The organism is Enterobacter cloacae complex sp. IR5422, assembly GCF_049238165.1.
Classification (GTDB): Bacteria; Pseudomonadota; Gammaproteobacteria; order Enterobacterales; family Enterobacteriaceae; genus Enterobacter; species Enterobacter roggenkampii.
Genome location: NZ_JBMKHT010000001.1, coordinates 157,439 through 183,035 on the forward strand (window position 1 = coordinate 157,439; position 25,597 = coordinate 183,035).

Here is a 25,597-nt window from a genome sequence, read left to right on the forward strand (position 1 = left end):
CGTCAAAAAAGACGGTCATCGAAAAATGGGTCCGGGAATGGAAAGGGCGCTATGGTACTGGATGGCAGCCATTTCGTCACGCGTCAAAATAGGCCAAGTTGCCCTGTCACTAGTGTAGCAAAATCATCGTCGATGAAGGGCAAAATTCCGTCGGCAACCGGCTGAAGCTGACGCGTCAGATAGTGTTCATAATCCAGAGGCGAGTGCTGATAATCCAACGGTTCCGGACCGTTTATCGTCCAGACGTATTTGATGGTTCCCCGATTCTGATACTGCGGCGCGCGGCCACGGCGGACGTTTTCTTCGTCCGCGAGGCGCGCGGCGCGAACGTGCGGAGGAACGTTACGCTGGTACTCCGCGAGCGGGCGGCGCAGGCGTTTGCGATACACCAGCTGCGCGTCAAGTTCGCCTGCCATCAGGCTGGCTATCGTCTCGCGCACGTAGTCCTGATACGGCTCATTGCGAAATACCCGCAGATAGAGCGTTTGCTGGAACTGCTGGGCCAGCGGCGTCCAGTCGGTACGCACTGTCTCGAGCCCTTTAAAGACCATCCGCTGCGCGTCGCCTTCCTGAATCAGCCCGGCATAGCGCTTCTTGCTGCCCTGATCGGTACCGCGGATGGTGGGCATTAAGAAGCGGGCAAAATGGGTTTCAAATTCCAGCTCCAGCGCGCTGGTTAACCGCGCTTTCTGCAGATGTTCCTGCCACCAGTCGTTCACGAAGGCAACCAGCGCTTTGCCGATTTGCGTGGCATCGTCTTCGGAATGCGCGCCCTTAAGCCATACAAAGGTGGAGTCCGTGTCGCCGTAGATGACGTCATAGCCCCGGGATTCAATCAGCGCTTTAGTCTGACGCATGATCTCGTGCCCACGCATGGTGATCGACGACGCCAGCCGCGGGTCGAAGAAGCGACAGGCGCTGGTGCCCAGCACCCCGTAGAAGGCGTTCATGATGATTTTCAGCGCCTGTGAGAGGGGCTTGTTGCCGTGGCGCTTGGCCTCGTCGCGGCCGTGCCAGATGTTGCCTACGATGTCGGGCAGGCAGTGTTTTTCCCGCGAGAAGCGTGCGCCGAGGAAGCCTTCGGTGCTGTGTTCATCATCCGGCTGGGCCAGCCCCTCAACCAGCCCGACGGGATCGATCAGGAAGGTGCGAATTATCGACGGGTAGAGGCTTTTGTAGTCCAGGACCAGAACGGAGTCATACAGTCCTGGTCGGGAATCCATGACGTACCCGCCGGGGCTGGCCTGCGGCGGCACGTCCCCGAGGTTGGGGGCAACGTATCCTGCCCGGTGCATTCGGGGAAAATAGAGGTGGCTAAAGGCCGCCACGGAGCCGCCGTGCCTGTCCGCCGCGAGTCCGTTCACCGTCGCGCGCTCCAGCAGGAAGGGCATGATCTCGGTTTTGTGGAAAATCCGCGTGACCAGCTCACAGTCTTTCAGGTTATAGGTGGCGAGCGCGGGCTTGTCTTCGTTAAAGCGCCGGTCGATCTCGTCCATTCTGTCCCAGGGGTTGTCGATGGATTTGCCTTCGCCAAGCAGCTCCTGCGCCACCGCTTCGAGGGCGAATGACGAGAAGTTCCAGAAGGCGGACTTGAGCGCCTCGATGCCGTCGATAATCAGGCGGCCGTTCGCCTGTGCGAAGAAAACGCCGTTCTTAAAACCGTGTTCGCGCCACTCAAGCTCGCTGTTGCCGCGCCCGAGCATCAGCGGGATGCGGTAACGCTCGGCGTGTTTTTGCAGCACGCGCAGGTCGAACTGCACCACGTTCCAGCCGATCAGAACGTCGGGATCGAAGTCGGCAAACCACTGGTTGAGCTTCTCCAGCAGCTGCGGCCGGCTGGTAACATACTCAAGCCGGAAATCCAGCGCGGAGGCATCACCATTCGGTGGCCCGAGCATATAGACAACCCGATCGCCGCAGCCTTCAAGTCCTATGCAGTACAGTTCGCCGTGACGGGTGGTTTCGATATCCAGGGAGACCCACTTCAGCGGCGGGCGGTAATGCGGGTTCGGCTTTAGCCGCGCGTTGATGAGACCGCCATTTTGCGGAGAACCATCGACCCAGACGGGCGCGGTAATAAACCGCTCCATCAGAAAGCGTTCGGGTGGGCGGATATCCGCTTCGTAGAGCGTCACGCCTGCTTCACGGAGCAGTTTTTCATAGCGCATCAGCTGACGATGGGCGCGACAGTAGAGGCCATAAACCGGCTGACGGTGGAAATCTTTCAGTTCAAGCGGGGTAATGCGCCAGCCGTTTTCACCGCGCAGCAGCTGTTTCACTTTTTCGACGTGCGCTTCAGGAATAAAGGCCACGGATTCCTGCGGGGGCAGCGTAACGTATAGCGGACCGTTATCGGTTGCCAGCCAGAACGCGACCTCGGTGCCCTGAGGGGTATCCCGCCAGTGTCGGGTCAGTAAAAAGCCTTCTTGCGCCTGCGTCACGCCGCTATCCCACAAAACAAAACCAGGCCTGATTATAGCCTGGTTGAATGTTTTATGCTGGGGATATATACAGTTTATTGTCCGTAATAGGCCTTCGCGCCGTGCTTGCGCAGATAATGCTTATCGAGCAGGGTCTGCTGCATGTCCGGCAGCTGCGGCGCCAGCTGGCGGCAGAAGATCCCCATGTAGGCGACTTCCTCCAGCACGATGGCGTTATGCACCGCGTCTTCTGCGTTTTTCCCCCAGGCAAACGGGCCGTGGGAGTGCACCAGCACGCCGGGCATTTGCGCCGCGTCGATACCCTGTTTTTCAAAGGTTTCGACGATCACGTTCCCGGTTTCCCATTCGTACTCACCGTTAATCTCCGCATCGGTCATCAGACGCGTACAGGGAATGGTGCCGTAAAAGTAGTCCGCGTGGGTGGTGCCGGTCGCCGGGATGGACTGGCCCGCCTGCGCCCAGATGGTGGCATGGCGTGAATGGGTATGCACGATACCGCCGATGGTTGGGAATGAGCGGTAGAGCAGGCGGTGAGTTGGCGTATCGGAGGAGGGCTTTTTGTTCCCTTCCACCACTTCACCCGTTTCGATGCTGACCACCACCATATCGTCCGCCGTCATCACCGCGTAATCGACGCCGGAAGGCTTGATCACAAACACGCCTTTATCGCGGTCAACGGCGCTGACGTTGCCCCAGGTCAGGGTGACCAGATTATGTTTCGGCAGCGCCAGGTTGGCTTCGAGCACCTGGCGTTTGAGCTCTTCTAACATTGTTGTCTCCAGTGCCGGATGGCGCTTCGCTTATCCGGCCTACAGAACCGTAGGCCCGGTAAACGCGGTGCCACCGGGCATTCAGGGCTTAGCGTTTTGAACCGTAATAGACTTCGTTCCAGCGCAGCGCGTCTTTAAAGGCGGGCAGGCGGGTATCGTTATCAATCACGGTCAGCTCGATATCATGCAGCTCGGCGAACTGACGCATGTCGTTCAGATCCAGCGCGTGGCTGAAGACGGTATGGTGCGCGCCGCCGGCCAGGATCCAGGCTTCTGACGCGGTCGGCAGATCCGGCTGTGCTTTCCACAGGGCGTTGGCGACCGGCAGTTTCGGCAGGGAGTGTGGCGTTTCAACCGCATCGACGCAGTTCACCAGCAGGCGGAAACGATCGCCCAGATCGATCAGGCTGGCGTTGATGGCCGGGCCCGTGCGGGTGTTGAAGATCAGACGCGCCGGATCGGCTTTACCGCCGATGCCGAGGTACTGCACGTCGAGGATCGGTTTTTCCTCTACCGCGATGGAAGGACACACTTCCAGCATGTGCGAGCCGAGCACCAGGTCATTGCCGTTTTCGAAGTGGTAGGTGTAGTCCTCCATAAAGGAGGTGCCGCCCTGCAGACCGGTCGACATCACCTTCATGATGCGAAGCAGAGCGGCAGTTTTCCAGTCGCCTTCGCCCGCAAAGCCGTAGCCCTGCTGCATCAGGCGTTGTACCGCCAGACCCGGCAGCTGTTTCAGACCGTGGAGGTCTTCAAAGGTGGTGGTAAACGCGTGGAAGCCGCCCTGTTCCAGGAAGCGCTTCATGCCCAGCTCGATGCGCGCCGCGTCCAGCACGTTCTGGCGCTTGTCGCCGTTGATTTGTGCCGCAGGCGTCAGGCGGTAGCGGCTTTCGTACTCGTCCACTAACGCGCTCACGTCGCCATCGCTGATGTCATTTACCACCTGCACCAGATCGCCCACCGCCCAGGTATTCACGGAGAAGCCGAACTTGATCTGCGCGGCCACTTTATCGCCGTCGGTGACCGCCACTTCACGCATGTTGTCGCCGAAACGCACCACTTTCAGGTGGCGGGTATCCTGCTTAGAGACCGCCTGACGCATCCAGGCGCCGATACGCTGTTGCGCCTTGCCATCCTGCCAGTGGCCGGTGACCACCGCGTGCTGCTGACGCATACGCGCGCCGATGAAGCCGAACTCGCGGCCGCCGTGTGCGGTCTGGTTCAGGTTCATAAAGTCCATGTCGATGCTGTCCCACGGCAGGGAGGCGTTGAACTGGGTATGGAACTGCAGCAGCGGTTTGTTGAGGATAGACAGGCCGTTGATCCACATTTTTGCCGGTGAGAAGGTGTGCAGCCACACCACCAGACCGGCGCATTTATCGTCGTAGTTGGCGTCGCGGCAGATGTGGGTGATTTCGTCCGGCGTCGTGCCCAGCGGTTTCAGCACCAGTTTGCACGGCAGTTTGGCTTCCGCGTTCAGCGCGTTAACGACGTGCTCCGCGTGTTTCGTTACCTGCTGCAGCGCTTCCGGTCCGTAAAGATGCTGGCTGCCAATCACAAACCACACTTCATAGTTATTAAAAATGGTCATCATCGTGTCCTTAATGGGTCAGGGTTGCCGTAGTGTCCGCGGTGCTTTTGGCCGGGGCGGCGACAGGGAGATAGTGAAGTTCGGCGCTTTTTGCCCATTGCTGGTAGCGCTGATAAAGCTGTTCAAAGCGTTGTGCCTGCTGGGCACGCGGCTGAAGGGTGTTTTCGACGGCACTCGCCATATGCTGCTGCGCGGTGGGGATATCCGCATGGACGCCAGCGGCTACGGCGGCGAAAATTGCCGCCCCCAGCGCGCAGCACTGATCGGAGGCCACAATCTGGAGCGGACGGTTCAGCACGTCGCAGCAGGCCTGCATGATCACCGGGTTTTTACGGGCGATGCCGCCCAGCGCCATCACGTTATTCACGTCGATGCCCTGCTCGGTGAAGCACTCCATAATCGCGCGGGCGCCGAAGGCGGTGGCGGCAATCAGACCGCCGAACAGCGCAGGCGCGTCGGTCGCCAGGTTGAGGTCGGTAATCACCCCTTTCAGGCGCTGGTTGGCAAACGGCGTGCGGCGGCCGTTAAACCAGTCCAGCACCACCGGGAGGTGGTCGAGAGACGGATTTTTAGCCCAGGCGTCGGTAAGCTGCGGTAGGAGCTGTTTTTTGCTCTCGGCGATCTGGGTTTTCAGTTCAGGATGTGCCGCCGCCAGCCGATCCAGCGGCCAGCCGAGCACGCGGCCAAACCAGGCGTAGATATCGCCAAACGCGGACTGACCGGCTTCGAGGCCGATAAAGTCTGGCACCACGCTGCCGTCAACCTGGCCGCAGATGCCTTTTACCGCGCGGTCGCCTACGGTGGCTTTATCTGCCGTCAGGATGTCGCAGGTGGAGGTGCCGATCACTTTTACCAGCGTGTTTGGCTGTGCGCCCGCGCCCACGGCGCCCATATGGCAGTCAAACGCACCGCCGGAGATAGCTACGTTCTGCGGCAGGCCGAGACGCGTCGCCCACTCTTCGCAGAGGGTGCCGACGGGAATATCGGCGGTGAAGGTGTCGGTAAACAGCGGGTATGACAGGCTCTTGTTGACGATCGGGTCGAGCTCATCAAAGAACGCGGCCGGAGGCAGGCCGCCCCAGCTTTCATGCCACAGGGATTTATGCCCGGCGCTGCAGCGGCCGCGGCGGATATCCTGCGGGCGCGTGGTGCCGGAGAGCAGGGCGGGAACCCAGTCGCATAGCTCAATCCATGACGCCGCTGCCTGTGCGACAGACGCGTCCGCGCGGGTGACGTGCAGGATCTTGGCCCAGAACCACTCGCTGGAGTAAATCCCGCCGATATAACGTGAGTAGTCCGTTTTGCCCGGCTGATGGCATAAGCGGGTGATGGCTTCGGCCTCTTCCACGGCGGTATGGTCTTTCCACAGCACGAACATGGCGTTCGGGTTGTCGGCAAACTCCGGGCGCAGTGCCAGCACGCGGCCTTCGGCATCGACAGGGGCAGGCGTAGAGCCGGTGCTGTCGACGCCAATCCCCACAACATCGGCCCGCTGGGCGTCGGTCAGGTCCGCCAGAACGGTTTTGAGCGCCGCTTCCATCGATTCGATGTAGTCCCGCGGGTGGTGACGGAACTGGTTGTTTGGCGCATCGCAGTAGCGCCCCTCTTGCCAGCGCGGATACCACTCAACGCTGGTTGCTATCTCCTGGCCGGACGTACAGTCCACTGCCAGCGCGCGAACTGAATCGCTGCCAAAATCGAGGCCAATCGCAATTGCCATGGTGTTGCTCCATCGAAAAAACAGGTATGGAAGAACATTAGAGACTGGGGACAAAAGTCGTCAGGCAGGATCCGCTAATCTTATGGACTAAATTGCTGTTACAACGGAAAGTGTGACGCCGTGCAAATATTCAATGTGGACATTTCTGCCGCACTTATAGACACTTTTGTTACTGGTTATCTGCCTGCTCTGGCGGAGAAATCAGGGGGAAAGGCTGAAACATGGCGGACGTAAAAGCGGCGTGATGCTTTTTGGATCTTTTCGCGGGCCATTTTTAACCTGCATTTAGTGATATGGACAATTGGTTTCCTTCAGGACCCTTGGGAGAACTGAATCTATGGCCGAAACGCAGAACGATCCCCTGCTGCCGGGATACTCGTTTAACGCGCACCTTGTGGCGGGGCTGACCCCTATCGAGGCTGAGGGATATCTCGACTTTTACGTCGACCGACCGCTCGGGATGAAAGGGTATATCCTCAACCTGACCGTGCGGGGGGAAGGGATCATCAAGAACGGTGACCAGCAGTTCGTCTGCCGCCCGGGGGATATCCTGCTGTTCCCGCCGGGGGAGATCCACCACTATGGCCGTCATCCGGATGCCAAAGAGTGGTATCACCAGTGGGTCTACTTCCGTCCGCGCGCCTACTGGCAGGAGTGGCTTTCCTGGCCGGCTATTTTTGCACACACCGGGTTTTATCGCCCGGATGAGGTGCATCTGGCGCAGTTTCGCGAGCTTTTTGCGCAGATTATCGAGGCGGGGCAGGCTGGTGGACGCTATGCCGAACTGCTGGCGATAAACCTCCTTGAACAGCTGCTGCTGCGACGGATGGAGGCGATTAACGCGTCGCTGAATCCGCCGCTGGATAACCGCGTGCGCGACGCCTGCCAGTACATCAGCGACCACCTGGCCGATAGCCAGTTTGATATCGCCAGCGTTGCCCAGCACGTCTGCCTGTCGCCGTCGCGGCTGTCGCACCTGTTCCGCCAGCAGCTTGGCGTCAGCGTACTGAGCTGGCGCGAGGATCAGCGCATCAGCCAGGCGAAGCTGCTGCTCAGCACCACCCGGATGCCCATCGCCACCGTGGGGCGCAACGTGGGCTTTGAGGATCAGCTCTATTTCTCCCGCGTATTTAAAAAATGCACCGGTGCCAGCCCCAGTGAATTCCGCGCGGGATGTGAATAAACGGTAAAAAAAGATAAACAAACAGGTGAATGCGGGAAGCAACCTGTAAACTATTCAGACAATTGTTGCCTTGACGCGGTGCGGGGCGCTAAGCAGAATCGCTGATTCGTTTTCTGACCGGAATAGTTATGCAGGCATTGCTGGAACACTTTATTACCCAGTCCGTTATGTACTCGCTCATCGCCGTGGCGCTGGTGGCGTTTCTGGAATCGCTGGCGCTTGTCGGGTTAATCCTGCCCGGCACCGTGATGATGGCGGGGCTTGGGGCGCTTATCGGCAGCGGTGAGGTCAATTTCTGGCAGGCATGGCTGGCCGGGATTATCGGCTGTCTGCTGGGGGACTGGATCTCATTCTGGCTGGGCTGGCGCTTTAAGAAGCCGTTGCACCGCTGGTCGTTCATGAAAAAGAACAAAGCGTTGCTCGATAAAACCGAGCATGCGCTGCACCAGCACAGCATGTTTACCATCCTCGTGGGCCGCTTTGTTGGGCCAACGCGTCCGCTGGTGCCGATGGTGGCCGGGATGCTGGATCTCCCCGTCGCGAAGTTTGTGGTGCCGAACATCATCGGCTGCGTCTTTTGGCCGCCGTTCTATTTCCTGCCGGGGATCCTGGCGGGCGCGGCCATCGATATTCCTGACGGTATGCAAAGCGGTGAGTTCAAGTGGCTGCTGCTGGGCACGGCGGTCCTGCTGTGGCTGGCGGTCTGGCTCTGCTGGCGGCTGTGGCGCAGCGCGAAAGCGAGCGTCGATCGCCTGACGCGCTATCTCCCGCGCTCTCGTCTTTTGTGGCTGGCCCCGCTGACGCTGGGTGTGGCCGTGGTGGCCCTGGTCGCGCTGATTCGCCACCCGCTGATGCCGGTGTATGGCGAGATCCTGTTGAAAGTTGTGAGCCGTTAAGCGCCGGGCGGCACTGCGTTTGCCCGGCCTACGGTTTTATACCCAATAATCCAGAAGCGCTTTCTTTTCCGCTCATTAATGCTTCTGTTGCTCCATCCCACAAAATGCGTCCCTCCGCGATCACCACCGATCGCGGCGCAATCCGTGCGGCATCTTCGATACTGTGCGACACCATCAGCATCGTCAGCTGCTGGCGCTGGCAGACCTCCTGCACCAGGGCGAGCATCTCCTGACGCAGCGCGGGATCGAGCGCCGAGAACGGCTCATCCAGCAGCAGCAGCGGCTGCTCGCGCACCAGACAACGCGCCAGCGCCACGCGCTGACGCTGGCCGCCGGAGAGCTCGCCCGGCAGCCTGTCGATGAATTCAGCGATCCCCATCTGTGCGGCAATCACTTCAAGTTTTTCGCGTTGGGCATCGTTCAGCCTGAGCCCCGGATGCATTCCCAGCGCGATGTTTTGCCGCACCGTCAGATGGGTAAACAGGTTGTTTTCCTGAAACAGCATCGACACAGGGCGTTTAGCCGGAGGGGCGTTGGTGAAATCACGATTATCGATGGCTATCGACCCGCTGGCAGGTTGCAGAAAACCGGCGATCAAATTGAGCAAGGTGCTTTTCCCGGCACCGCTTGGGCCAAGCACCGCAATACGCTCGCCCTGCTGAACGGAGAGCGTAAAGCGCATCGGCAGATGCTGATAGAGCCAGGTTACATCAGTCAGTTTTAACATCACGCCCCGGGAGTTTTTCGATAACGGTAAATAAGGCAAAGCACAGCAGCAGCAGTAACAGCGCGGTAACCGCGCCGTCCTGACTGCGGTAAGAGCCGATTTGCTGATAAAGCCAGTACGGCAGCGTGCGGAAATCGTCATTACCGAACAGCGCCACGACCCCAAAGTCTCCAATGGAGAGCACGCAGGCAAACGCCAGCGCCTGAGCCAGCGGACGTTTTAGCGCGCGCAGTTCCACAACCTTCAGCCGCTGCCAGCCCTGCATGCCCAGCGACTGACACAGCAAACCGTAGCGGCTGTTGACGTCGCGCATCGGGTTTTCCAGCACCTTAAGCGCGTAGGGGATGGCCATTAAGGCGTTAGTGAAAATCACAATGCCATCGGCCCTTTCCGGCAGGCCGAGGGTGCTGTTGAACAGTAAAAAGAAGCCCGTTGCCAGCACGATACCCGGCATCGCCAGTATCAGCATGCCCGTCAGTTCCAGCATTTGTCCGGCTTTTTGCGCCTGGCGGGCGTATAGCTCACGGCTGCTCCACAGCAGCATCATGGTCAGCATAACGCACAGCAATCCGGCAGCCAGCGCTATGCGTACCGAGGTCCAGGTCGCCTGCCAGAGAACGGGCTGTTGCAGGACGGACATAAGATTGAGGTTCAGGCCGTCAACGATAACGGCCAGCAGCGGCGGCAGCAACAGCAGCAGCGCCAGCGCGATCAGGATAACATCACTGACGCGGCTGTGCAGGCTGTCCTGCGGATCGCGCCAGCCGGTTATTTGATGACTACCTGCGGGAATGGCTTTACTCAGCCGCTGGCTCAACAGCACCAGCACCAGACAGCACGCCATCTGGACTATCGCCAGCAGCGCGGCGCGACCGGGATCGTAGTCGTAACTCAGCGCCTGGTAAATCGCCAGCTCAATGGTGGTGGCCTGCGGCCCGCCGCCAAGTGACAGCACGGTGGCAAAGCTGGCAAAGCAGAGCATAAAGATTAATGCCGCCACGGGCGGGAGCTGGCGGCGCAGCCACGGCCATTCGACAAAACGGAAGAACGACCAGCCGCGTATGCCGAGCTGGGCGGCAATCTGCCGCTGCTCGCCGGGAATATTCTCCAGCGCCTGCAAAAAGAGGCGCGTTGCCATCGGCATATTGAAAAACACGTGCGCCAGCAGAATGCCCTGCAGCCCGTAAGGCGAGAATGACCACTCAATACCAAGCTGGCCGAACAGCGAGGCCAGCCAGCCCTGACGACCGTAGACACTCAGAATGCCAAAAACGGCCACCAGAACCGGCAGGATCAGCGTCATGGCGCACAGGCGCAGCAGGGCCTGCCTGCCGGGGAAACGCCGCCGATAGAGCGCGCGAGCAAGAAAAATAGCCGGGATCGCCGACAGCAGGGCAGAAAGAGACGCCTGCCAGAAGGAGAACCGGATAACGTGCCAGAGGTAGCTGTCGTGCCAGAGGGCGAGCAGGTCGCTCTCCGGTGCGTTAAACCACAGCGCAAGAAAGGCTCCCAGACTGACCGCCACCATCACGACGGCGGCGAGCAATCCGGGGAGTAACCAGCCGGGAATTAACGGCTGACGGCGCGTTGCCATTCACTTACCCATGCGGCACGCTGCGCGGCGACCTGCTGCGGCGTAAACTCCAGCGAGGTTTTCGGCTTGGTCAACTGTTCAAAACCTGCAGGCAGCGCAACGCTGGTGACCGGATACATCCAGTTGCCCGCTGGAATGGCGTTCTGGAATGCCGGTGAAACCATAAACTTCAGGAACTTCTCGGCCAGCTCCGGCTGTTTGCTGGCGGCGGTACGCGCGGCCACTTCCACCTGCAGATAGTGCCCTTCCGCAAAATCAGCCGCAGCATAGTTGTCTTTCTTCTCGGCGATAATGTGGTAGGCCGGGGAGGTGGTGTAGCTCAGCACCAGATCGCTTTCGCCTTTCAGGAACAGGCCATAGGCTTCGCTCCAGCCTTTGGTCACGGTGACGGTTTTGGCGGCCAGCTTCTGCCACGCTTCCGGCGCCTTATCGCCGTAGACTTTCTGCATCCACAGCAGCAGGCCCAGGCCCGGCGTGCTGGTCCGCGGGTCTTCGTAAATCACGCGCCACTTCTGGTCGCTTTCCACCAGCTCTTTCAGGCTCTTCGGCGGGTTTTTCAGCTTGTTTTTATCGTAGACGAAAGCAAAGTAGCCGTAGTCGAACGGGACAAAGGTGTCGTTCTTCCAGCCGCCCGGCACGTTAACGGCCTCTGCCGCGACGCCGCTTTTGGCAAAGAGGTTGGTTTGCGAGGCGGCTTCCAGCAGGTTGTTATCCAGTCCGAGCACCACGTCGGCCTTGCTGTTTTTCCCTTCCATGCGCAGGCGGTTGAGCAGCGAAACGCCATCTTCCAGCGCCACGAACTTCAGCTCGCAGTTGCAGTCGGCTTCAAAGGCTTTTTTGACAACCGGGCCAGGGCCCCAGTCGGCAGAGAAGGAGTCATAGGTGTAGACCGTCAGAACGGGCTTGGCTAAAGCGGGCAGCGCGAACAGCGCCAGCAGGGGGAGAACTTTTTTTAACACTTTGCACCTCAGGGTTGAGTGGCAAAGGATTTTGAGCAACAGCCTCAAATCCCTTCGCCGGCGTTATCCGGATCAGGTTCGACGGGTATTATCTCAGCGCACATCTGTGATGCAGCACCCCGTTGAGAACGGCGCTATTGTAATGATTTGGTGAATATTACGAAAGCGTTATGGCTCCGGGGGCGCAAACCAGGCGGATTTAAAATCAAACCAGCCCAGGGTGTTCATCCGCAGGCCGCGCATGCTGCGCTGGCCCTGGATCATCAGCCAGTGGTGGATCAGCGGGACGATCGCCTGCTCGGCCAGCAGCTGCTGGCACCATACGGCAAGATTCATCTCGCCCGCACGCCACTGAGCGGCATCCTGCTGCCAGTCCCGGTCGATGCAGTGCTGGATCAGCGGGACTTCATACAAATGCGAGAAGAGGGAAAAATCGAGCGGCAGGGTGAAGTTGGCGCTGTTCAGCCAGATATCGCTGGCGATTTCCCCCTGATGCCATTCGTCATAGTCCACTTCCCTGATGTCCAGCCTGACTCCTTCCGCTGCCAGCAGGCGGGTCATGATCCTCGCGATAAAACGATGCTCAACATGATCGCGGTAGTAGGTCAGGGTGATGGACTCCAGCCCTGCGGGTTTGTCGCAGCGCGTTGGTCGGGCATGGTGCCAGCGCGGAAGCAGGCCGTACGCCGGGAACCAGTATGTCTGGTACTGCTCTTCCGCATGGTAGATAAGATTGGAAGGAGACAGCACGTGGCTGATCCACTTGCGGACAGCCGGGTTTGCCCCACGGTGGGTGCGGCGGTCAAAGAGGAGATAGTAGCAGCCCTCCTCCAGGCGGCTCTCCACGGCCTTTTCTCCGGTGGTGGGGCCTTCAAGCGTCAGCCCGCAGCTCAGGTCTTCATTGAGATCCGGCAATACCCACACGTTCACTTCGTCGATCAGCGCCCGATAGCCAAAGTAGTCATCGAACGCGCGGATTTTCAGCTGGTTGCTGTTATTGCGGGAGACGGAGTAGGGCCCGGTGCCAATCGGCAGGCTGGCAAAATTGTTCAGTGATTCCCACTCGGCAGGCAAAATCATCGACGGCACATAGCCCAGCAGCCAGGGAAGCCACTTGTCCTGCTGCGCCAGCTCGATATCCAGCGTCCAGGCCGTGGGGGAGTGGATGCGCGAAATATGCGAGTAGAGCGGCAGCCTGCGGGCGCGTTCCAGAGAGGCGATGACGTCGTGCATCTCCAGTTCGCGACCGTGGTGAAAGTGGATGCCGGGGCGTAAGAAGAAGCGCCAGTGGCGCGGGGAAAGCTGCTGCCAGTGGTGCGCGATATCCGCCTCCAGTTCCCCGTTTTCCTCATTTATCCGCGTCAGGCCGCTGAAGATTTGTCGGGCCATGTGGGTTTCAGAACGCCGTAACGCCGTGCCGGGCAACAGATTTTTCATCGGACGGTAGTAGAGCACCCGCAGAATGTGTCGGCCCTGACGAAAACTGCGTCCGAGATGGGAGACCAGCATCTGGCGCACGGCGGCCTTGTCGCCCACCAGCTGGACCAGCTGATCGATACGGTCCTGCTCGAGCAGGTCTTCTGCACGCTGCTGCTGCAATGCCAGCCCGGTGTAGAGAAAGGTCAGCCGCGAGCGTTTCCCGCGTCCCGCCTCCGCTTCCCAGCTTAACCACCCCTGCTGCTGCATGGTATTGAGCAGCGTGCGCATATGGCGGCGGGAACAGCTAAGCAGGTCAGCCAGCTCGTTGAGCGTGGTTTCCTGCGATTGCCCCTCGCAGCACTGCCAGAGGCGGATAAATTGTTGCTGCAGACGACCGGAAGGCATAAAAGAGGAACTCCTGACAAAAAACCAGCAATTTATTAATCCCTATATTAGGCCAATAATGCTTCCCGATGAAGCGAGGAGGTAAATGATGAAGAGGTCTACCGCACGTCAGTTTTATCAGCAGTACTTTTCAGCGACAAAAGGATCGTCCTGGCTGGCCCGCCCGTGTGCAGAGCAACGGCTGAAAATGTTAGAAGAACTGATGCAGTGGGACGTTACGAAACCGGCCTCTTCTCGCTGACTCGCCTCGATCATGTGTGACTGAGTATTGGTGCTAATCACCCGCCAGCAAAATGTTTTTGCTGGCTTTTTTCGTTTATTCTTTCACCCAATTTCGATTCGCTTTCACAAGGACTTGCGCATGCTGTGGTTGATGACGATGGGGCGACGCCTGAACGGCGTGTATGCCGCTTTTATGCTGGTGGCCTTTATGATGGGCGTGGCGGGAGCGCTGCAGGCGCCGACGCTGAGCCTGTTTCTCAGCCGCGAGGTGGGGGCACAGCCGTTCTGGGTGGGGCTGTTTTATACCGTCAACGCGATAGCCGGGATCCTGGTCAGCCTCGCGCTGGCGAAGCGATCGGACAGCCAGGGCGATCGTCGTAAGCTGATCCTCTTTTGCTGCGCCATGGCCGTGGGTAACGCGCTGCTCTTTGCTTTCAATCGTCATTACCTGACGCTCATTACCTGCGGCGTGCTGCTCGCCTCTCTTGCGAACACCGCCATGCCGCAGCTGTTCGCGCTGGCCCGGGAATATGCGGATAGCTCGGCGCGGGAAGTGGTGATGTTCAGCTCGGTGATGCGTGCCCAGCTCTCGCTGGCGTGGGTCATTGGCCCGCCGCTGGCCTTCATGCTGGCGTTGAACTACGGCTTTACCGCGATGTTCTCCATCGCGGCCGGGATTTTTGTCATCAGCCTGGCGCTGATTGCCTTCGCACTGCCGTCCGTGGCGCGCGTCGAACAGACAGCGGATAAACCGCTCACCCAGGTGAGCGGCTGGCAGGACAAAAACGTCCGCATGCTGTTTATTGCCTCCACGCTGATGTGGACCTGCAACACCATGTACATCATCGACATGCCGCTGTGGATCAGCAGCGATCTGGGCTTACCGGACAAGCTCGCGGGGATCTTAATGGGCACCGCTGCCGGGCTGGAAATTCCGGCGATGATTCTGGCGGGTTATTACGTTAAGCGCTTTGGGAAGCGTCGGATGATGATCGTCGCCGTGGCGGCCGGGGTGCTGTTCTACGCGGGGCTGATCCTTTTCCATTCGCGTGAAGCGCTGCTGGCGCTGCAGCTGTTTAATGCTGTGTTTATTGGCATCGTTGCCGGGATCGGCATGCTCTGGTTCCAGGATTTAATGCCGGGCCGCGCCGGGTCGGCGACCACGCTTTTTACCAACAGCATTTCGACCGGAGTGATCCTGGCGGGGGTGATTCAGGGGGCGCTGGCGCAAAGTTACGGGCATGGCTCAGTTTACTGGATGATTGCGGCGATTTCGGTGGTTACGCTTGGGCTGACTTGCCGGGTTAAGGATGTCTGATTCTGGAAGGCGGCTTTACGAAACAAATCAATGGCCCGCTTTTTGCGGGCCATTGTCTTTAGCCCATAAACGCAGGCTGTTTTTTCTCGTACGCGGAGATGGCGTCTTCGTGCTGGAGCGTCAAACCAATGCTGTCCAGACCGTTCAGCATGCAGTGGCGGCGGAACGCATCAATGCTGAAGCTGTAGGTTTTATCCCCGGCTTTCACCACTTCCCCTTCCAGATCCACTTCAAACGCCATGCCCGGGTTCGCCTTAACCAGCGTGAACAATTCATCGACCTGTTCGTCGCTCAGCGTCACCGGCAGCAGCTGGTTGTTGAAGCTGTTGCCGTAAAAGATATCCGCGAAGCTGGGGGCAATGACCACTTTAAAGCCGTAGTCCGTGAGCGCCCACGGCGCATGTTCACGGGATGAACCACAGCCAAAGTTTTCCCGCGCCAGCAGGATGGATGCGCCTTTGTACTCCGGGAAGTTCAGAACGAATTCCGGATTAGGCACCTCGCCTTTATCGTCCAGGAAACGCCAGTCGTTGAACAGGTGCGCGCCAAAGCCGGTGCGGGTCACCTTCTGCAAAAACTGCTTAGGAATGATCGCGTCCGTATCAACGTTAGCGGCGTCCAGCGGGACAACACGGCCCGTATGTTGGGTAAATTTCTCTGCCATGATTGTCTCCTTATTTCAGGCTGCGAATGTCGGCGAAATGGCCGGTGACTGCCGCAGCGGCGGCCATTGCCGGGCTGACCAGATGGGTGCGCCCACCGCGGCCCTGACGGCCTTCAAAGTTACGGTTGCTGGTGGAGGCACAGCGCTCACCCGGATTCAGGCGATCGTTATTCATGGCCAGGCACATGGAGCAGCCAGGCAGGCGCCACTCGAATCCTGCTTCGATAAAGATCTTATCCAGACCTTCGGCTTCCGCCTGGGCTTTCACCGGACCGGAGCCTGGAACCACCAGCGCCTGCACGCCCGGTGCGACTTTACGGCCTTTGGCAATCTCTGCCGCCGCACGCAAATCTTCGATACGGGAGTTGGTGCAGGAGCCGATAAATACCTTATCAATGGTCACGTCGGTCAACGGTACGCCGGGTTTCAGCCCCATATAGGCCAGCGCTTTTTCCGCACTGGCGCGCTCGACCGGATCGGCGAAGGAGGCCGGATCGGGAATGGCGTCGTTGACGGAAATTACCTGGCCCGGGTTGGTTCCCCAGGTCACCTGAGGGGCAATCTCTTCTGCCTGCAGCGTGACAACGGTATCAAACGTTGCCCCGTCGTCGGTTTTCAGGGTTTTCCAGTACGCTACCGCGTCGTCAAAATCCTGGCCTTTCGGCGCGTGCAGACGGCCCTTCACATAGTTGAAGGTCGTTTCATCTGGCGCGACCAGACCGGCTTTGGCACCCATCTCAATGGCCATATTGCACAGGGTCATGCGACCCTCCATGCTCAGCGCCTGAATCGCGTCGCCGCAGAATTCAACGACGTGGCCGGTACCGCCTGCGCTGCCGGTTTTACCGATGATCGCCAGCACGATGTCTTTCGCGGTAATGCCAGGTGCCGCCTTGCCCTTCACTTCAATCTTCATCGTTTTGGCGCGGCCCTGCTTCAGGGTCTGCGTCGCCAGCACGTGTTCAACTTCAGACGTGCCAATCCCGAACGCCAGGGCGCCAAACGCGCCGTGGGTTGCGGTATGGGAGTCGCCGCAGACGATGGTCATGCCCGGCAGGGTAATTCCCTGCTCTGGACCCATCACGTGAACGATGCCCTGATAGGGGTGGTTCAGATCGTACAGCTCAACGCCAAATTCGTTGCAGTTCTTGATCAGCTCCTGCATCTGGATACGCGCCATCTCACCCGAGGCATTAATGTCTTTGGTCTGGGTGGAAACGTTGTGATCCATCGTCGCGAAGGTTTTACCCGGCTGACGTACCGGGCGCTTGTGCGCGCGCAGGCCGTCAAATGCCTGAGGAGAGGTCACTTCGTGTACCAGATGACGGTCAATGTACAGCAGTGGGGTTTCGTTTGGTGCCTCGTAGACAACGTGCGCATCAAACAATTTTTCGTATAACGTTTTGGCCATGATTACACCCCTTCAGCGACATAGCGGGCAATAATGTCGCCCATTTCATCGGTACTGACTGCCGCCGCGCCGCGTGATAAATCACCGGTACGAACGCCTTCTTCTAACGCCCGGTTAATGGCATTTTCAATCGCGGTTGCTGCATCGCCTGCATCCAGGCTGTAGCGCAGCAGCAGGGCCAGAGAGAGGATCTGCGCAATCGGGTTAGCGATGTTTTTGCCCGCAATATCCGGCGCGGAACCGCCTGCCGGCTCGTACAGGCCAAAACCTTCTTCATTCAGGCTGGCGGATGGCAGCATGCCCATAGAGCCGGTGATCATCGCGCACTCGTCTGACAAAATGTCGCCGAACAGGTTGGAGCACAGCAGGACGTCAAACTGAGACGGATCCTTGATCAGCTGCATCGTCGCGTTGTCGATGTACATGTGCGACAGCTCAACGTCCGGGTACTGCTTCGCGACTTCGCTGACGATCTCGCGCCACAAGATGGAAGACTGCAGCACGTTCGCTTTATCAATGGAGGTCACTTTATGGCGGCGCTTGCGCGCTGACTCAAAGGCGATATGGGCGATACGTTCAATTTCGAAGCGGTGATAGACCTCAGTGTCGAACGCCTTCTCATGCTGGCCGCTGCCTTCGCGCCCTTTTGGCTGACCGAAATAGATCCCGCCGGTCAGTTCACGCACGCACAGAATGTCGAAGCCGTTGGCGGCGATATCCGCGCGCAGCGGGCAGAACTCTTCCAGGCCCTGATACAGCTTCGCCGGACGCAGGTTGCTGAACAGCTTGAAATGTTTACGCAGCGGCAGCAGCGCGCCGCGCTCTGGCTGCTCTGCAGGCGGCAGGTGTTCCCAATTCGGGCCACCGACGGAACCAAACAGCACGGCATCGGCATTTTCACAGCCTTCCACGGTCGCTTTCGGCAGTGGCGTACCGTGGTTATCAATCGCAATACCGCCCACATCGTAGTGGCTGGTGGTGATTTTCATCGCAAAACGCGCGCGAACGGCTTCCAGTACTTTCAGCGCCTGTGCCATCACTTCCGGGCCAATACCGTCGCCCGGTAACACAGCAATATGGTAATTCTTCGACATTACACGGTTTCCTTGTTGTTCTCTTTATTCTGAGCTTTGCGTTGCAACTCTTTTTCGACTTCGGCGGCGCGCCAGATGTTGTTCAGCACATGCACCATCGCTTTCGCGGAGGATTCAACGATATCGGTCGCCAGGCCCACGCCATGGAAACGGCGGCCATTGTGGGTCACAACAATGTCGACCTGGCCCAGCGCATCTTTGCCGTGGCCCTTGGCCGTCAGGTCATATTTCACCAGCTCAACGTCGTACTCGGTGACGCGGTTGATCGCCTGATAAATGGCATCCACAGGGCCGTTTCCGTTCGCCGCTTCGGCCTTAATTTCATCACCGCAGGCCAGCTTGACAGAGGCAGTGGCGATGTCGCTGGAGCCGGACTGCACGTTGAAGTAATCCAGACGGAAGTGCTCTGGCTCTTCCTGCTGCTTGTTAATAAAGGCCAGCGCTTCCAGGTCGTAGTCGAACACCTGACCTTTTTTATCGGCCAGCTTCAGGAAAGCGTCGTACAGCTGATCCATGTTGTAATCGCTGTCCTTATAACCCATCTCTTCCATGCGGTGCTTCACCGCCGCACGGCCGGAACGGGAGGTCAGGTTCAACTGGACCTGATTCAGGCCAATGGATTCCGGGGTCATAATTTCGTAGTTTTCACGGTTTTTCAGCACACCATCCTGGTGAATGCCGGAGGAGTGCGCAAAGGCGCCCGTGCCGACGATCGCTTTGTTGGCCGGAATCGGCATGTTGCAAATCTGGCTGACGGTCTGGCTGGTGCGCCAGATCTCGTTGTGATTGATGCGGGTGTGCACGTCCATGATGTCTTTGCGCACTTTGATAGCCATGATCACTTCTTCCAGCGAGCAGTTGCCCGCGCGTTCACCGATACCGTTCATCGCGCCTTCTACCTGACGCGCGCCAGCGTGGACGGCTGCGATGGCATTGCCCACGGCCAGACCCAAATCATCGTGGGTGTGGACGGAGATAATCGCTTTATCAATGTTCGGTACGCGGTCATACAGGCCGGTGATGATATTGGCGAACTCAAACGGCATGGTGTAGCCGACAGTGTCCGGAATGTTGATGGTTTTGGCGCCGGCATTGATGGCGGCTTCCACCACACGGGCCAGATCTTCAATCGGCGTGCGGCCCGCATCTTCACAGGAGAATTCAACGTCATCGGTGTAGTTGCGTGCGCGTTTGACCATATATACCGCGCGCTCAATCACCTCATCCAGCGTACTGCGCAGCTTGGTGGCGATGTGCATAGGTGAGGTGGCAATAAAGGTGTGGATACGGAACGCTTCGGCCACTTTCAGCGACTCGGCCGCGACGTCGATATCTTTTTCAACACAGCGTGCCAGACCGCACACGCGGCTGTTTTTAATGGTGCGGGCGATAGTCTGGACGGATTCGAAATCGCCCGGAGACGAGACCGGGAAACCCACCTCCATCACGTCGACACCCATACGTTCGAGAGCCAGCGCGATCTGCAGTTTCTCTTTTACACTCAGGCTTGCCTGTAATGCCTGTTCACCGTCACGTAAAGTAGTATCGAAAATAATGACTTGCTGGCTCATGGGTTAGGTCCTTGTCAGTCTTAGGGCGCCTTGCTACGAGCATAAAAAAACCCGCGCAGTGGCGCGGGTTTTTAGTCTTACTGGTGACGATTCAACGCTGAATTTCGCCCGCCAGTCTACCGCGCACAGTGGATGCGTTTAGTAGTAGTAGACCGGTGAAACGAATGGTGCGAATCATGAATCGTGCTCCGTTAAATTCAATATGCTTTTAGTGGTACTGGATACGCCAGTTGATGTCAACCCCTGATGATAAAAACGGGCCCGACGGGCGTAATCAGCAGGATAATTACTTTAGCTAATTGTGCTGGTTTTGGCTTTTATGACCCGACTAATTGTCTAATTTTGGACTGAAGAAAACAGTTGCAGAAACAAATAAATATAATTGTTTCAAATGAGTGACGCGGGTTACTGAGAATGTTCTGTACGTAAAGGGTTTTAATATCATTAAGTTATAATTATGGTGAATCTATTGCGCTTCGCTGAAAAACGAAAAGAGATAACATGTTATTAACTAACTGCAGAGCGGTGGCGATAACAGTTTAATAATACTTAAGTCATCATTAACCTGGCGGTCATTGTGTATTTGTTTGGTTTATGGTTTCATTTCAATCCTAAAGTCAAACATATCATTTGCGCTATTTTCTTTTCGTTTATATAGCGTCTTTATATATTCTGAATTTTAAATAATTCTCTTTCGCTGATCGTATTTGCATGATAAATCATATTTTTCGAGATGATTAGCGTACGTTGGCAAAGGGAGTTTAGCGTGACAGTGGAGTCAGAAGTGCCAGAAAATAATATTAAACAACCTCAAGCTACTGATGGGATTAAACCGCAGTTACGCACGGTGGATCTTAATCTTCTGACGGTGTTTGATGCGGTCATGCAGGAACAGAATATCACCCGTGCCGCCCAGGCGTTGGGGATGTCGCAACCTGCTGTGAGTAATGCCGTTGCCAGACTCAAGCTCATGTTTAACGACGAATTATTCGTTCGTTACGGGAGGGGGATCCAGCCTACGGCGCGCGCATTCCAGCTGTTCGGTTCCATCCGCCAGGCGTTGCAGTTGGTGCAAAATGAGCTGCCGGGATCGGGCTTTGAACCCTTGAGCAGCGAGCGCGTATTCCATCTTTGTGTCTGCAGTCCATTAGATAATTATTTAACGTCGATTATTTATAATAAAGTCGAAGAAATCGCACCAAATATCAATCTGGTTTTTAAATCATCCCTGAATCAAAACACGGAACATCAGTTACGCTATCAGGAGATCGAATTCGTTCTGGGGTATGAAGAGTTCCGTCGTCCGGAATTTTCCTGCGTATCGCTCTTTAAAGATGAAATGGTTCTTGTCGCCAGTAAAAAACACCCACGTCTGAATTCTCCGCTGCGAGAACACGATGTTTATAACGAACAGCACGCCGTTGTTGCTCTCGACAGATATGCTTCCTTTAGCCTGCCGTGGTATGACACTGCGGATAAACAGGCGTGCGTGGCTTATCAGGGCATGGCTATGGTCAGCGTATTAAACGTGGTCTCCCAGACACAGCTGGTGGCGATTGCACCGCGCTGGCTGGCAGAAGAGTTTTCTGACCCATTAAATCTGCAAATTTTGCCATTGCCGCTTAAGTTAAATAGCCGAACCTGTTATCTCTCCTGGCATGAAGCGGCCGGACGGGATAAAGGACACCAGTGGATGGAAGAGTTGCTGGTTGGTATCTGTCGCCGGTAAACGCATCGGGATAAATCGCATCGGATCATGTGATTTATCCTGAGTTTTTTTGGATAGTTGCTATTTTGTTCTGTGAGTCTTTTTTTCGGGCGGCTCTTCGGCACGCAAAAATAGATGATTTCCTGCATTGTCCTGCTTTTCAGCGATGATTTATCACACCGTCCTCTATTCTCAGAGGAATTAACCATATCTTCTGTTAACGGCTGCGTTTTCTGCTTTACGCACCGTTTATCTCCCCGGGTTTGCTAATTGCCTGCCTCATAACGAGCGGTTAAGGTAAAGAACACTCTGCAAAATATAAGATTGGTTCATCCCAATCGTAAGACGGTGCGGAAATGAATTCGGCAGTCCGTCTATAACAAAATGCCTGGAGGCAAAGCATGGAGATGTTGTCTGGCGCGGAAATGGTCGTCCGGTCGCTGATCGATCAGGGCGTAAAGCAAGTGTTCGGCTACCCTGGCGGCGCGGTCCTCGATATTTATGATGCCCTCCATACGGTAGGGGGCATTGACCATGTTCTGGTACGTCACGAGCAGGCGGCCGTACACATGGCCGACGGCCTGGCGCGTGCGACGGGTGAAGTGGGCGTGGTGTTAGTCACGTCCGGCCCCGGCGCGACAAACGCCATTACCGGCATTGCGACGGCGTATATGGACTCTATCCCGCTGGTGATCCTCTCCGGGCAGGTAGCCACCTCGCTGATTGGCTACGATGCTTTTCAGGAGTGCGACATGGTCGGGATTTCGCGTCCCGTGGTGAAGCACAGCTTCCTGGTTAAGCAAACCGAAGATATTCCCGGCGTACTGAAAAAAGCCTTCTGGCTGGCGGCAAGCGGACGCCCGGGACCGGTGGTGGTCGATCTGCCTAAAGACATTCTGAACCCGGCAAACAAGCTGCCTTACGTCTGGCCGGAATCGGTGAGCATGCGTTCTTACAACCCGACAACGCAGGGGCATAAAGGTCAGATCAAGCGGGCGTTGCAAACGCTTCTGGCAGCCAAGAAACCGGTCGTCTATGTCGGGGGCGGAGCGATCAACGCAGCCTGTGAAGCCCAGCTTCGTGAACTGATTGAAAAACTCAACCTTCCTGTTGCGTCGTCGCTGATGGGGCTGGGGGCGTTTCCCGCCACCCACCGCCAGGCGCTGGGTATGCTGGGTATGCACGGTACCTATGAAGCCAACATGACGATGCATCACTCCGATGTGATCTTTGCCGTCGGTGTGCGTTTTGACGATCGTACCACCAACAACCTGGCGAAATATTGCCCGAATGCCACCGTGCTGCATATTGATATCGATCCGACGTCAATATCTAAAACGGTGTCGGCTGATGTGCCGATCGTCGGTGATGCCCGTCAGGTTCTGGAACAGATGCTGGATCTGCTGGCCCAGGAGAAAGCGACCCAGCCGCTGGATGAGATCCGCGACTGGTGGCAGCAGATTGAACAGTGGCGCGCGCGTCAGTGCCTGAAATATGACACGCAGAGCGAAAACATTAAGCCGCAGGCGGTCATCGAAGCGGTGTGGCGACTGACGAAAGGTGAAGCGTATGTGACCTCAGACGTGGGCCAGCACCAGATGTTTGCTGCCCTGTATTATCCGTTTGATAAACCGCGACACTGGATCAACTCGGGTGGCTTAGGCACCATGGGCTTTGGTCTGCCTGCCGCGCTGGGCGTGAAGCTGGCGCTGCCGGATGAAACCGTCGTCTGCGTGACCGGAGACGGAAGTATCCAGATGAACATTCAGGAACTGTCTACCGCGCTGCAGTATGAACTGCCGGTTCTCGTGCTGAACCTGAATAACGGCTACCTCGGCATGGTGAAGCAGTGGCAGGATATGATTTATTCTGGCCGTCACTCACAGTCATACATGAAATCGCTGCCGGATTTTGTTCGTCTTGCTGAAGCTTACGGCCATGTTGGCATGCGGGTAACCGATCCGGCCGAGCTGGAAACGAAGCTCGCACAAGCGCTTGAGCACGTTAAAAACAACCGCCTCGTCTTTATGGATGTGATTGTTGATGGAACCGAGCACGTCTATCCGATGCATATTCGGGGTGGTGGTATGGATGAAATGTGGTTAAGCAAAACGGAGAGAACCTGATATGCGCCGGATATTATCAGTTTTACTGGAAAACGAGTCTGGCGCACTGTCGCGCGTCATTGGCCTTTTTGCGCAGCGCGGCTATAACATTGAAAGCCTGACCGTCGCCCCGACGGAAGACCCAACGCTGTCGCGCATGACGATCCAAACCGTCGGCGACGCTAAGGTGCTTGAACAGATTGAGAAACAGCTGCACAAGCTGGTCGACGTGCTGCGCGTGAGCGAGCTGGGGCAAGGGGCCTACGTTGAACGCGAGGTCATGCTGGTGAAAATTCAGGCCAGCGGCTACGGGCGTGAAGAAGTCAAACGCAATGCGGATATTTTCCGCGGACAGATTATCGACGTCACGCCTTCTCTTTATACCGTTCAGCTGGTCGGGACGAGCGACAAGCTGGATGCGTTCCTGGCGTCCGTACGGGATGTCGCAAAAATTGTCGAGGTGGCGAGATCGGGGGTTGTGGGTCTGTCACGCGGCGAGAAAATCATGCGTTAGTTGTCAAAAAGGTTCGCCTCTTTCTGCCCGGTCACCAAAGCCGGGCTTTTTTTTGCGTAATCAGCCGACAACGCAGATAAAAGCGGTTGCCGCGAAGGCTTTTCTGCGTTTAGATGTTAAAAGATTTAACCATAACCTTGACAGGGCCATGGACTCTTTTCTTTTTTTAAGGGGCAATTGTGAAACTGGATGAAATCGCCCGGCTAGCCGGCGTGTCACGAACAACGGCCAGCTATGTGATTAACGGTAAAGCAAAGCAGTACCGTGTCAGCGACAAGACCGTTGAAAAAGTTATGGCGGTGGTTCGTGAACATAACTACCATCCGAATGCTGTCGCAGCCGGTCTGCGCGCCGGGCGCACCCGCTCTATTGGTCTGGTGATCCCGGACTTGGAAAACACCAGCTATACCCGTATCGCCAACTATCTTGAACGTCAGGCGCGTCAGCGCGGCTATCAACTGCTGATTGCCTGCTCGGAAGACCAGCCTGATAACGAGATGCGCTGCATTGAACATCTGCTTCAGCGCCAGGTGGATGCCATTATTGTTTCGACCTCCTTACCGCCGGAGCATCCTTTCTACCAGCGCTGGGCGAATGATCCGTTCCCGATCGTTGCGCTTGACCGTGCCCTCGATCGCGAGCATTTCACCAGCGTGGTGGGTGCCGATCAGGATGATGCCGAAATGCTGGCCGCAGAGCTGCGGACGTTCCCGGCGGAAACGGTGCTGTATCTTGGCGCGCTGCCTGAACTTTCCGTGAGCTTCCTGCGCGAGCAGGGATTCAGAACGGCATGGAAAGACGATCCGCGCGAGGTTCACTACCTCTATGCCAACAGCTACGAACGTGAAGCCGCCGCGCAGCTTTTCGAAAAATGGCTGGAAACGCATCCAATGCCTCAGGCGCTGTTCACTACCTCGTTTGCGCTCTTGCAGGGTGTCATGGATGTGACCTTACGTCGTGAAGGTAAACTGCCTTCCGATCTGGCGATTGCCACGTTCGGGGATAATGAGCTGCTCGACTTCCTTCAGTGCCCGGTGCTGGCGGTTGCACAGCGCCATCGCGATGTGGCTGAACGCGTGCTGGAGATTGTGCTGGCAAGTCTGGATGAACCCCGCAAACCGAAGCCGGGCCTGACGCGTATCAAACGTAACCTCTACCATCGCGGAATTTTGAGCCGCCAAAAATGAAATGACCGGGGCGGTGAAATCTGCCCCTTTTTGCTGCAATAATTCGTGCAGATAATTCCCGGAAAGAAATTAGGATAATTCTTGGGAGATCATAATCG

General features: G+C 57.2%; 21 protein-coding genes and 1 riboswitch. Of the genes, 8 read left to right on the forward strand and 13 right to left on the reverse strand.

Annotation, left to right across the window (positions count from 1 at the left end):
• Positions 1–83: 83 nt before the first annotated feature.
• The 4 genes from polB to araB all read right to left on the reverse strand — a co-directional run bounded on the left by polB (position 84) and on the right by araB (position 6,522).
• Positions 84–2,441, reverse strand: coding sequence for a DNA polymerase II (gene polB / locus ACOTXT_RS00755; RefSeq protein ID WP_055321290.1), 2,358 nt, complete (start codon positions 2,439–2,441; stop codon positions 84–86).
• A gap of 74 nt (positions 2,442–2,515) precedes the next feature.
• A complete protein-coding gene (gene araD / locus ACOTXT_RS00760; protein ID WP_055321283.1) occupies positions 2,516–3,211 on the reverse strand; it encodes an L-ribulose-5-phosphate 4-epimerase in 696 nt (231 codons plus the stop codon).
• An 88-nt stretch (positions 3,212–3,299) separates the two neighbouring features.
• Positions 3,300–4,802 carry an L-arabinose isomerase gene (gene araA / locus ACOTXT_RS00765; RefSeq protein ID WP_008502010.1) on the reverse strand — a complete coding sequence of 501 codons (1,503 nt, stop codon included), beginning with the start codon at positions 4,800–4,802 and terminating at the stop codon, positions 3,300–3,302.
• A 10-nt stretch (positions 4,803–4,812) separates the two neighbouring features.
• Positions 4,813–6,522 (reverse strand): ribulokinase, encoded by a 1,710-nt coding sequence (gene araB / locus ACOTXT_RS00770; protein WP_055321284.1) that lies wholly within the window; start codon positions 6,520–6,522, stop codon positions 4,813–4,815.
• A gap of 337 nt (positions 6,523–6,859) precedes the next feature.
• Here araB and araC point away from each other — a divergent pair, with 337 nt between their 5' ends.
• Positions 6,860–7,705, forward strand: a complete 846-nt coding sequence (gene araC / locus ACOTXT_RS00775; RefSeq protein ID WP_023293301.1) for an arabinose operon transcriptional regulator AraC — start codon at positions 6,860–6,862, stop codon at positions 7,703–7,705.
• 128 nt (positions 7,706–7,833) lie between these two features.
• Complete coding sequence (locus ACOTXT_RS00780) at positions 7,834–8,601, forward strand: DedA family protein (RefSeq protein WP_008502007.1); 768 nt, start codon at positions 7,834–7,836, stop codon at positions 8,599–8,601.
• A gap of 28 nt (positions 8,602–8,629) precedes the next feature.
• Here ACOTXT_RS00780 and thiQ read toward each other — a convergent pair whose 3' ends face one another.
• The 4 genes from thiQ to sgrR form a co-directional block, all read right to left on the reverse strand.
• Positions 8,630–9,328 carry a thiamine ABC transporter ATP-binding protein ThiQ gene (gene thiQ, locus ACOTXT_RS00785; RefSeq protein ID WP_025912163.1) on the reverse strand — a complete coding sequence of 233 codons (699 nt, stop codon included), beginning with the start codon at positions 9,326–9,328 and terminating at the stop codon, positions 8,630–8,632.
• On the reverse strand, positions 9,312–10,922 hold the full coding sequence (gene thiP / locus ACOTXT_RS00790; RefSeq protein WP_333164350.1) for a thiamine/thiamine pyrophosphate ABC transporter permease ThiP: 1,611 nt from the start codon (positions 10,920–10,922) through the stop codon (positions 9,312–9,314). The genes thiQ and thiP overlap by 17 nt, the downstream gene beginning before the upstream one ends.
• Positions 10,898–11,881, reverse strand: coding sequence for a thiamine ABC transporter substrate binding subunit (gene thiB / locus ACOTXT_RS00795; protein WP_045371592.1), 984 nt, complete (start codon positions 11,879–11,881; stop codon positions 10,898–10,900). The genes thiP and thiB overlap by 25 nt, the downstream gene beginning before the upstream one ends.
• A gap of 31 nt (positions 11,882–11,912) precedes the next feature.
• A riboswitch (TPP riboswitch) is annotated at positions 11,913–12,013 on the reverse strand.
• A gap of 36 nt (positions 12,014–12,049) precedes the next feature.
• Positions 12,050–13,705 carry an HTH-type transcriptional regulator SgrR gene (sgrR, locus tag ACOTXT_RS00800; RefSeq protein ID WP_055321286.1) on the reverse strand — a complete coding sequence of 552 codons (1,656 nt, stop codon included), beginning with the start codon at positions 13,703–13,705 and terminating at the stop codon, positions 12,050–12,052.
• An 88-nt stretch (positions 13,706–13,793) separates the two neighbouring features.
• Here sgrR and sgrT point away from each other — a divergent pair, with 88 nt between their 5' ends.
• Both sgrT and ACOTXT_RS00810 read left to right on the forward strand, forming a co-directional pair.
• Positions 13,794–13,946, forward strand: a complete 153-nt coding sequence (gene sgrT / locus ACOTXT_RS00805) for a glucose uptake inhibitor SgrT (RefSeq protein WP_008502002.1) — start codon at positions 13,794–13,796, stop codon at positions 13,944–13,946.
• A 120-nt stretch (positions 13,947–14,066) separates the two neighbouring features.
• Positions 14,067–15,245, forward strand: a complete 1,179-nt coding sequence (locus ACOTXT_RS00810; RefSeq protein ID WP_023293296.1) for a sugar efflux transporter — start codon at positions 14,067–14,069, stop codon at positions 15,243–15,245.
• 58 nt (positions 15,246–15,303) lie between these two features.
• On the opposite strand, the gene leuD is transcribed toward ACOTXT_RS00810, so the two are convergent.
• The 5 genes from leuD to leuL all read right to left on the reverse strand — a co-directional run bounded on the left by leuD (position 15,304) and on the right by leuL (position 20,163).
• Positions 15,304–15,909, reverse strand: a complete 606-nt coding sequence (gene leuD / locus ACOTXT_RS00815) for a 3-isopropylmalate dehydratase small subunit (RefSeq protein WP_055321287.1) — start codon at positions 15,907–15,909, stop codon at positions 15,304–15,306.
• Positions 15,910–15,919: 10 nt separating this feature from the next.
• The gene (gene leuC / locus ACOTXT_RS00820) at positions 15,920–17,320 is read right to left on the reverse strand and encodes a 3-isopropylmalate dehydratase large subunit (RefSeq protein ID WP_008501999.1); all 1,401 of its coding nucleotides are present in this window, start codon (positions 17,318–17,320) and stop codon (positions 15,920–15,922) included.
• A gap of 2 nt (positions 17,321–17,322) precedes the next feature.
• Positions 17,323–18,414 carry a 3-isopropylmalate dehydrogenase gene (gene leuB, locus ACOTXT_RS00825; RefSeq protein WP_055321288.1) on the reverse strand — a complete coding sequence of 364 codons (1,092 nt, stop codon included), beginning with the start codon at positions 18,412–18,414 and terminating at the stop codon, positions 17,323–17,325.
• Positions 18,414–19,985 (reverse strand): 2-isopropylmalate synthase, encoded by a 1,572-nt coding sequence (leuA, locus tag ACOTXT_RS00830; RefSeq protein WP_021240530.1) that lies wholly within the window; start codon positions 19,983–19,985, stop codon positions 18,414–18,416. Before leuA ends, leuB begins: the two co-directional genes overlap by 1 nt.
• Positions 19,986–20,076: 91 nt before the next feature.
• Positions 20,077–20,163 carry a leu operon leader peptide gene (gene leuL, locus ACOTXT_RS00835; RefSeq protein WP_071530973.1) on the reverse strand — a complete coding sequence of 29 codons (87 nt, stop codon included), beginning with the start codon at positions 20,161–20,163 and terminating at the stop codon, positions 20,077–20,079.
• A gap of 606 nt (positions 20,164–20,769) precedes the next feature.
• Here leuL and leuO point away from each other — a divergent pair.
• From leuO to cra, 4 genes are all read left to right on the forward strand, one after another.
• Positions 20,770–21,714 carry a transcriptional regulator LeuO gene (gene leuO, locus ACOTXT_RS00840; protein ID WP_333164363.1) on the forward strand — a complete coding sequence of 315 codons (945 nt, stop codon included), beginning with the start codon at positions 20,770–20,772 and terminating at the stop codon, positions 21,712–21,714.
• Positions 21,715–22,094: 380 nt separating this feature from the next.
• A complete protein-coding gene (ilvI, locus tag ACOTXT_RS00845; RefSeq protein ID WP_023293293.1) occupies positions 22,095–23,819 on the forward strand; it encodes an acetolactate synthase 3 large subunit in 1,725 nt (574 codons plus the stop codon).
• Position 23,820: 1 nt separating this feature from the next.
• Positions 23,821–24,312: an acetolactate synthase small subunit gene (gene ilvN, locus ACOTXT_RS00850; protein ID WP_008501994.1), complete on the forward strand. Its 492-nt coding sequence runs from the start codon at positions 23,821–23,823 to the stop codon at positions 24,310–24,312.
• Between the two features lie 179 nt (positions 24,313–24,491).
• On the forward strand, positions 24,492–25,499 hold the full coding sequence (cra, locus tag ACOTXT_RS00855) for a catabolite repressor/activator (RefSeq protein ID WP_008501993.1): 1,008 nt from the start codon (positions 24,492–24,494) through the stop codon (positions 25,497–25,499).
• The last annotated feature ends 98 nt before the right edge of the window (positions 25,500–25,597 follow it).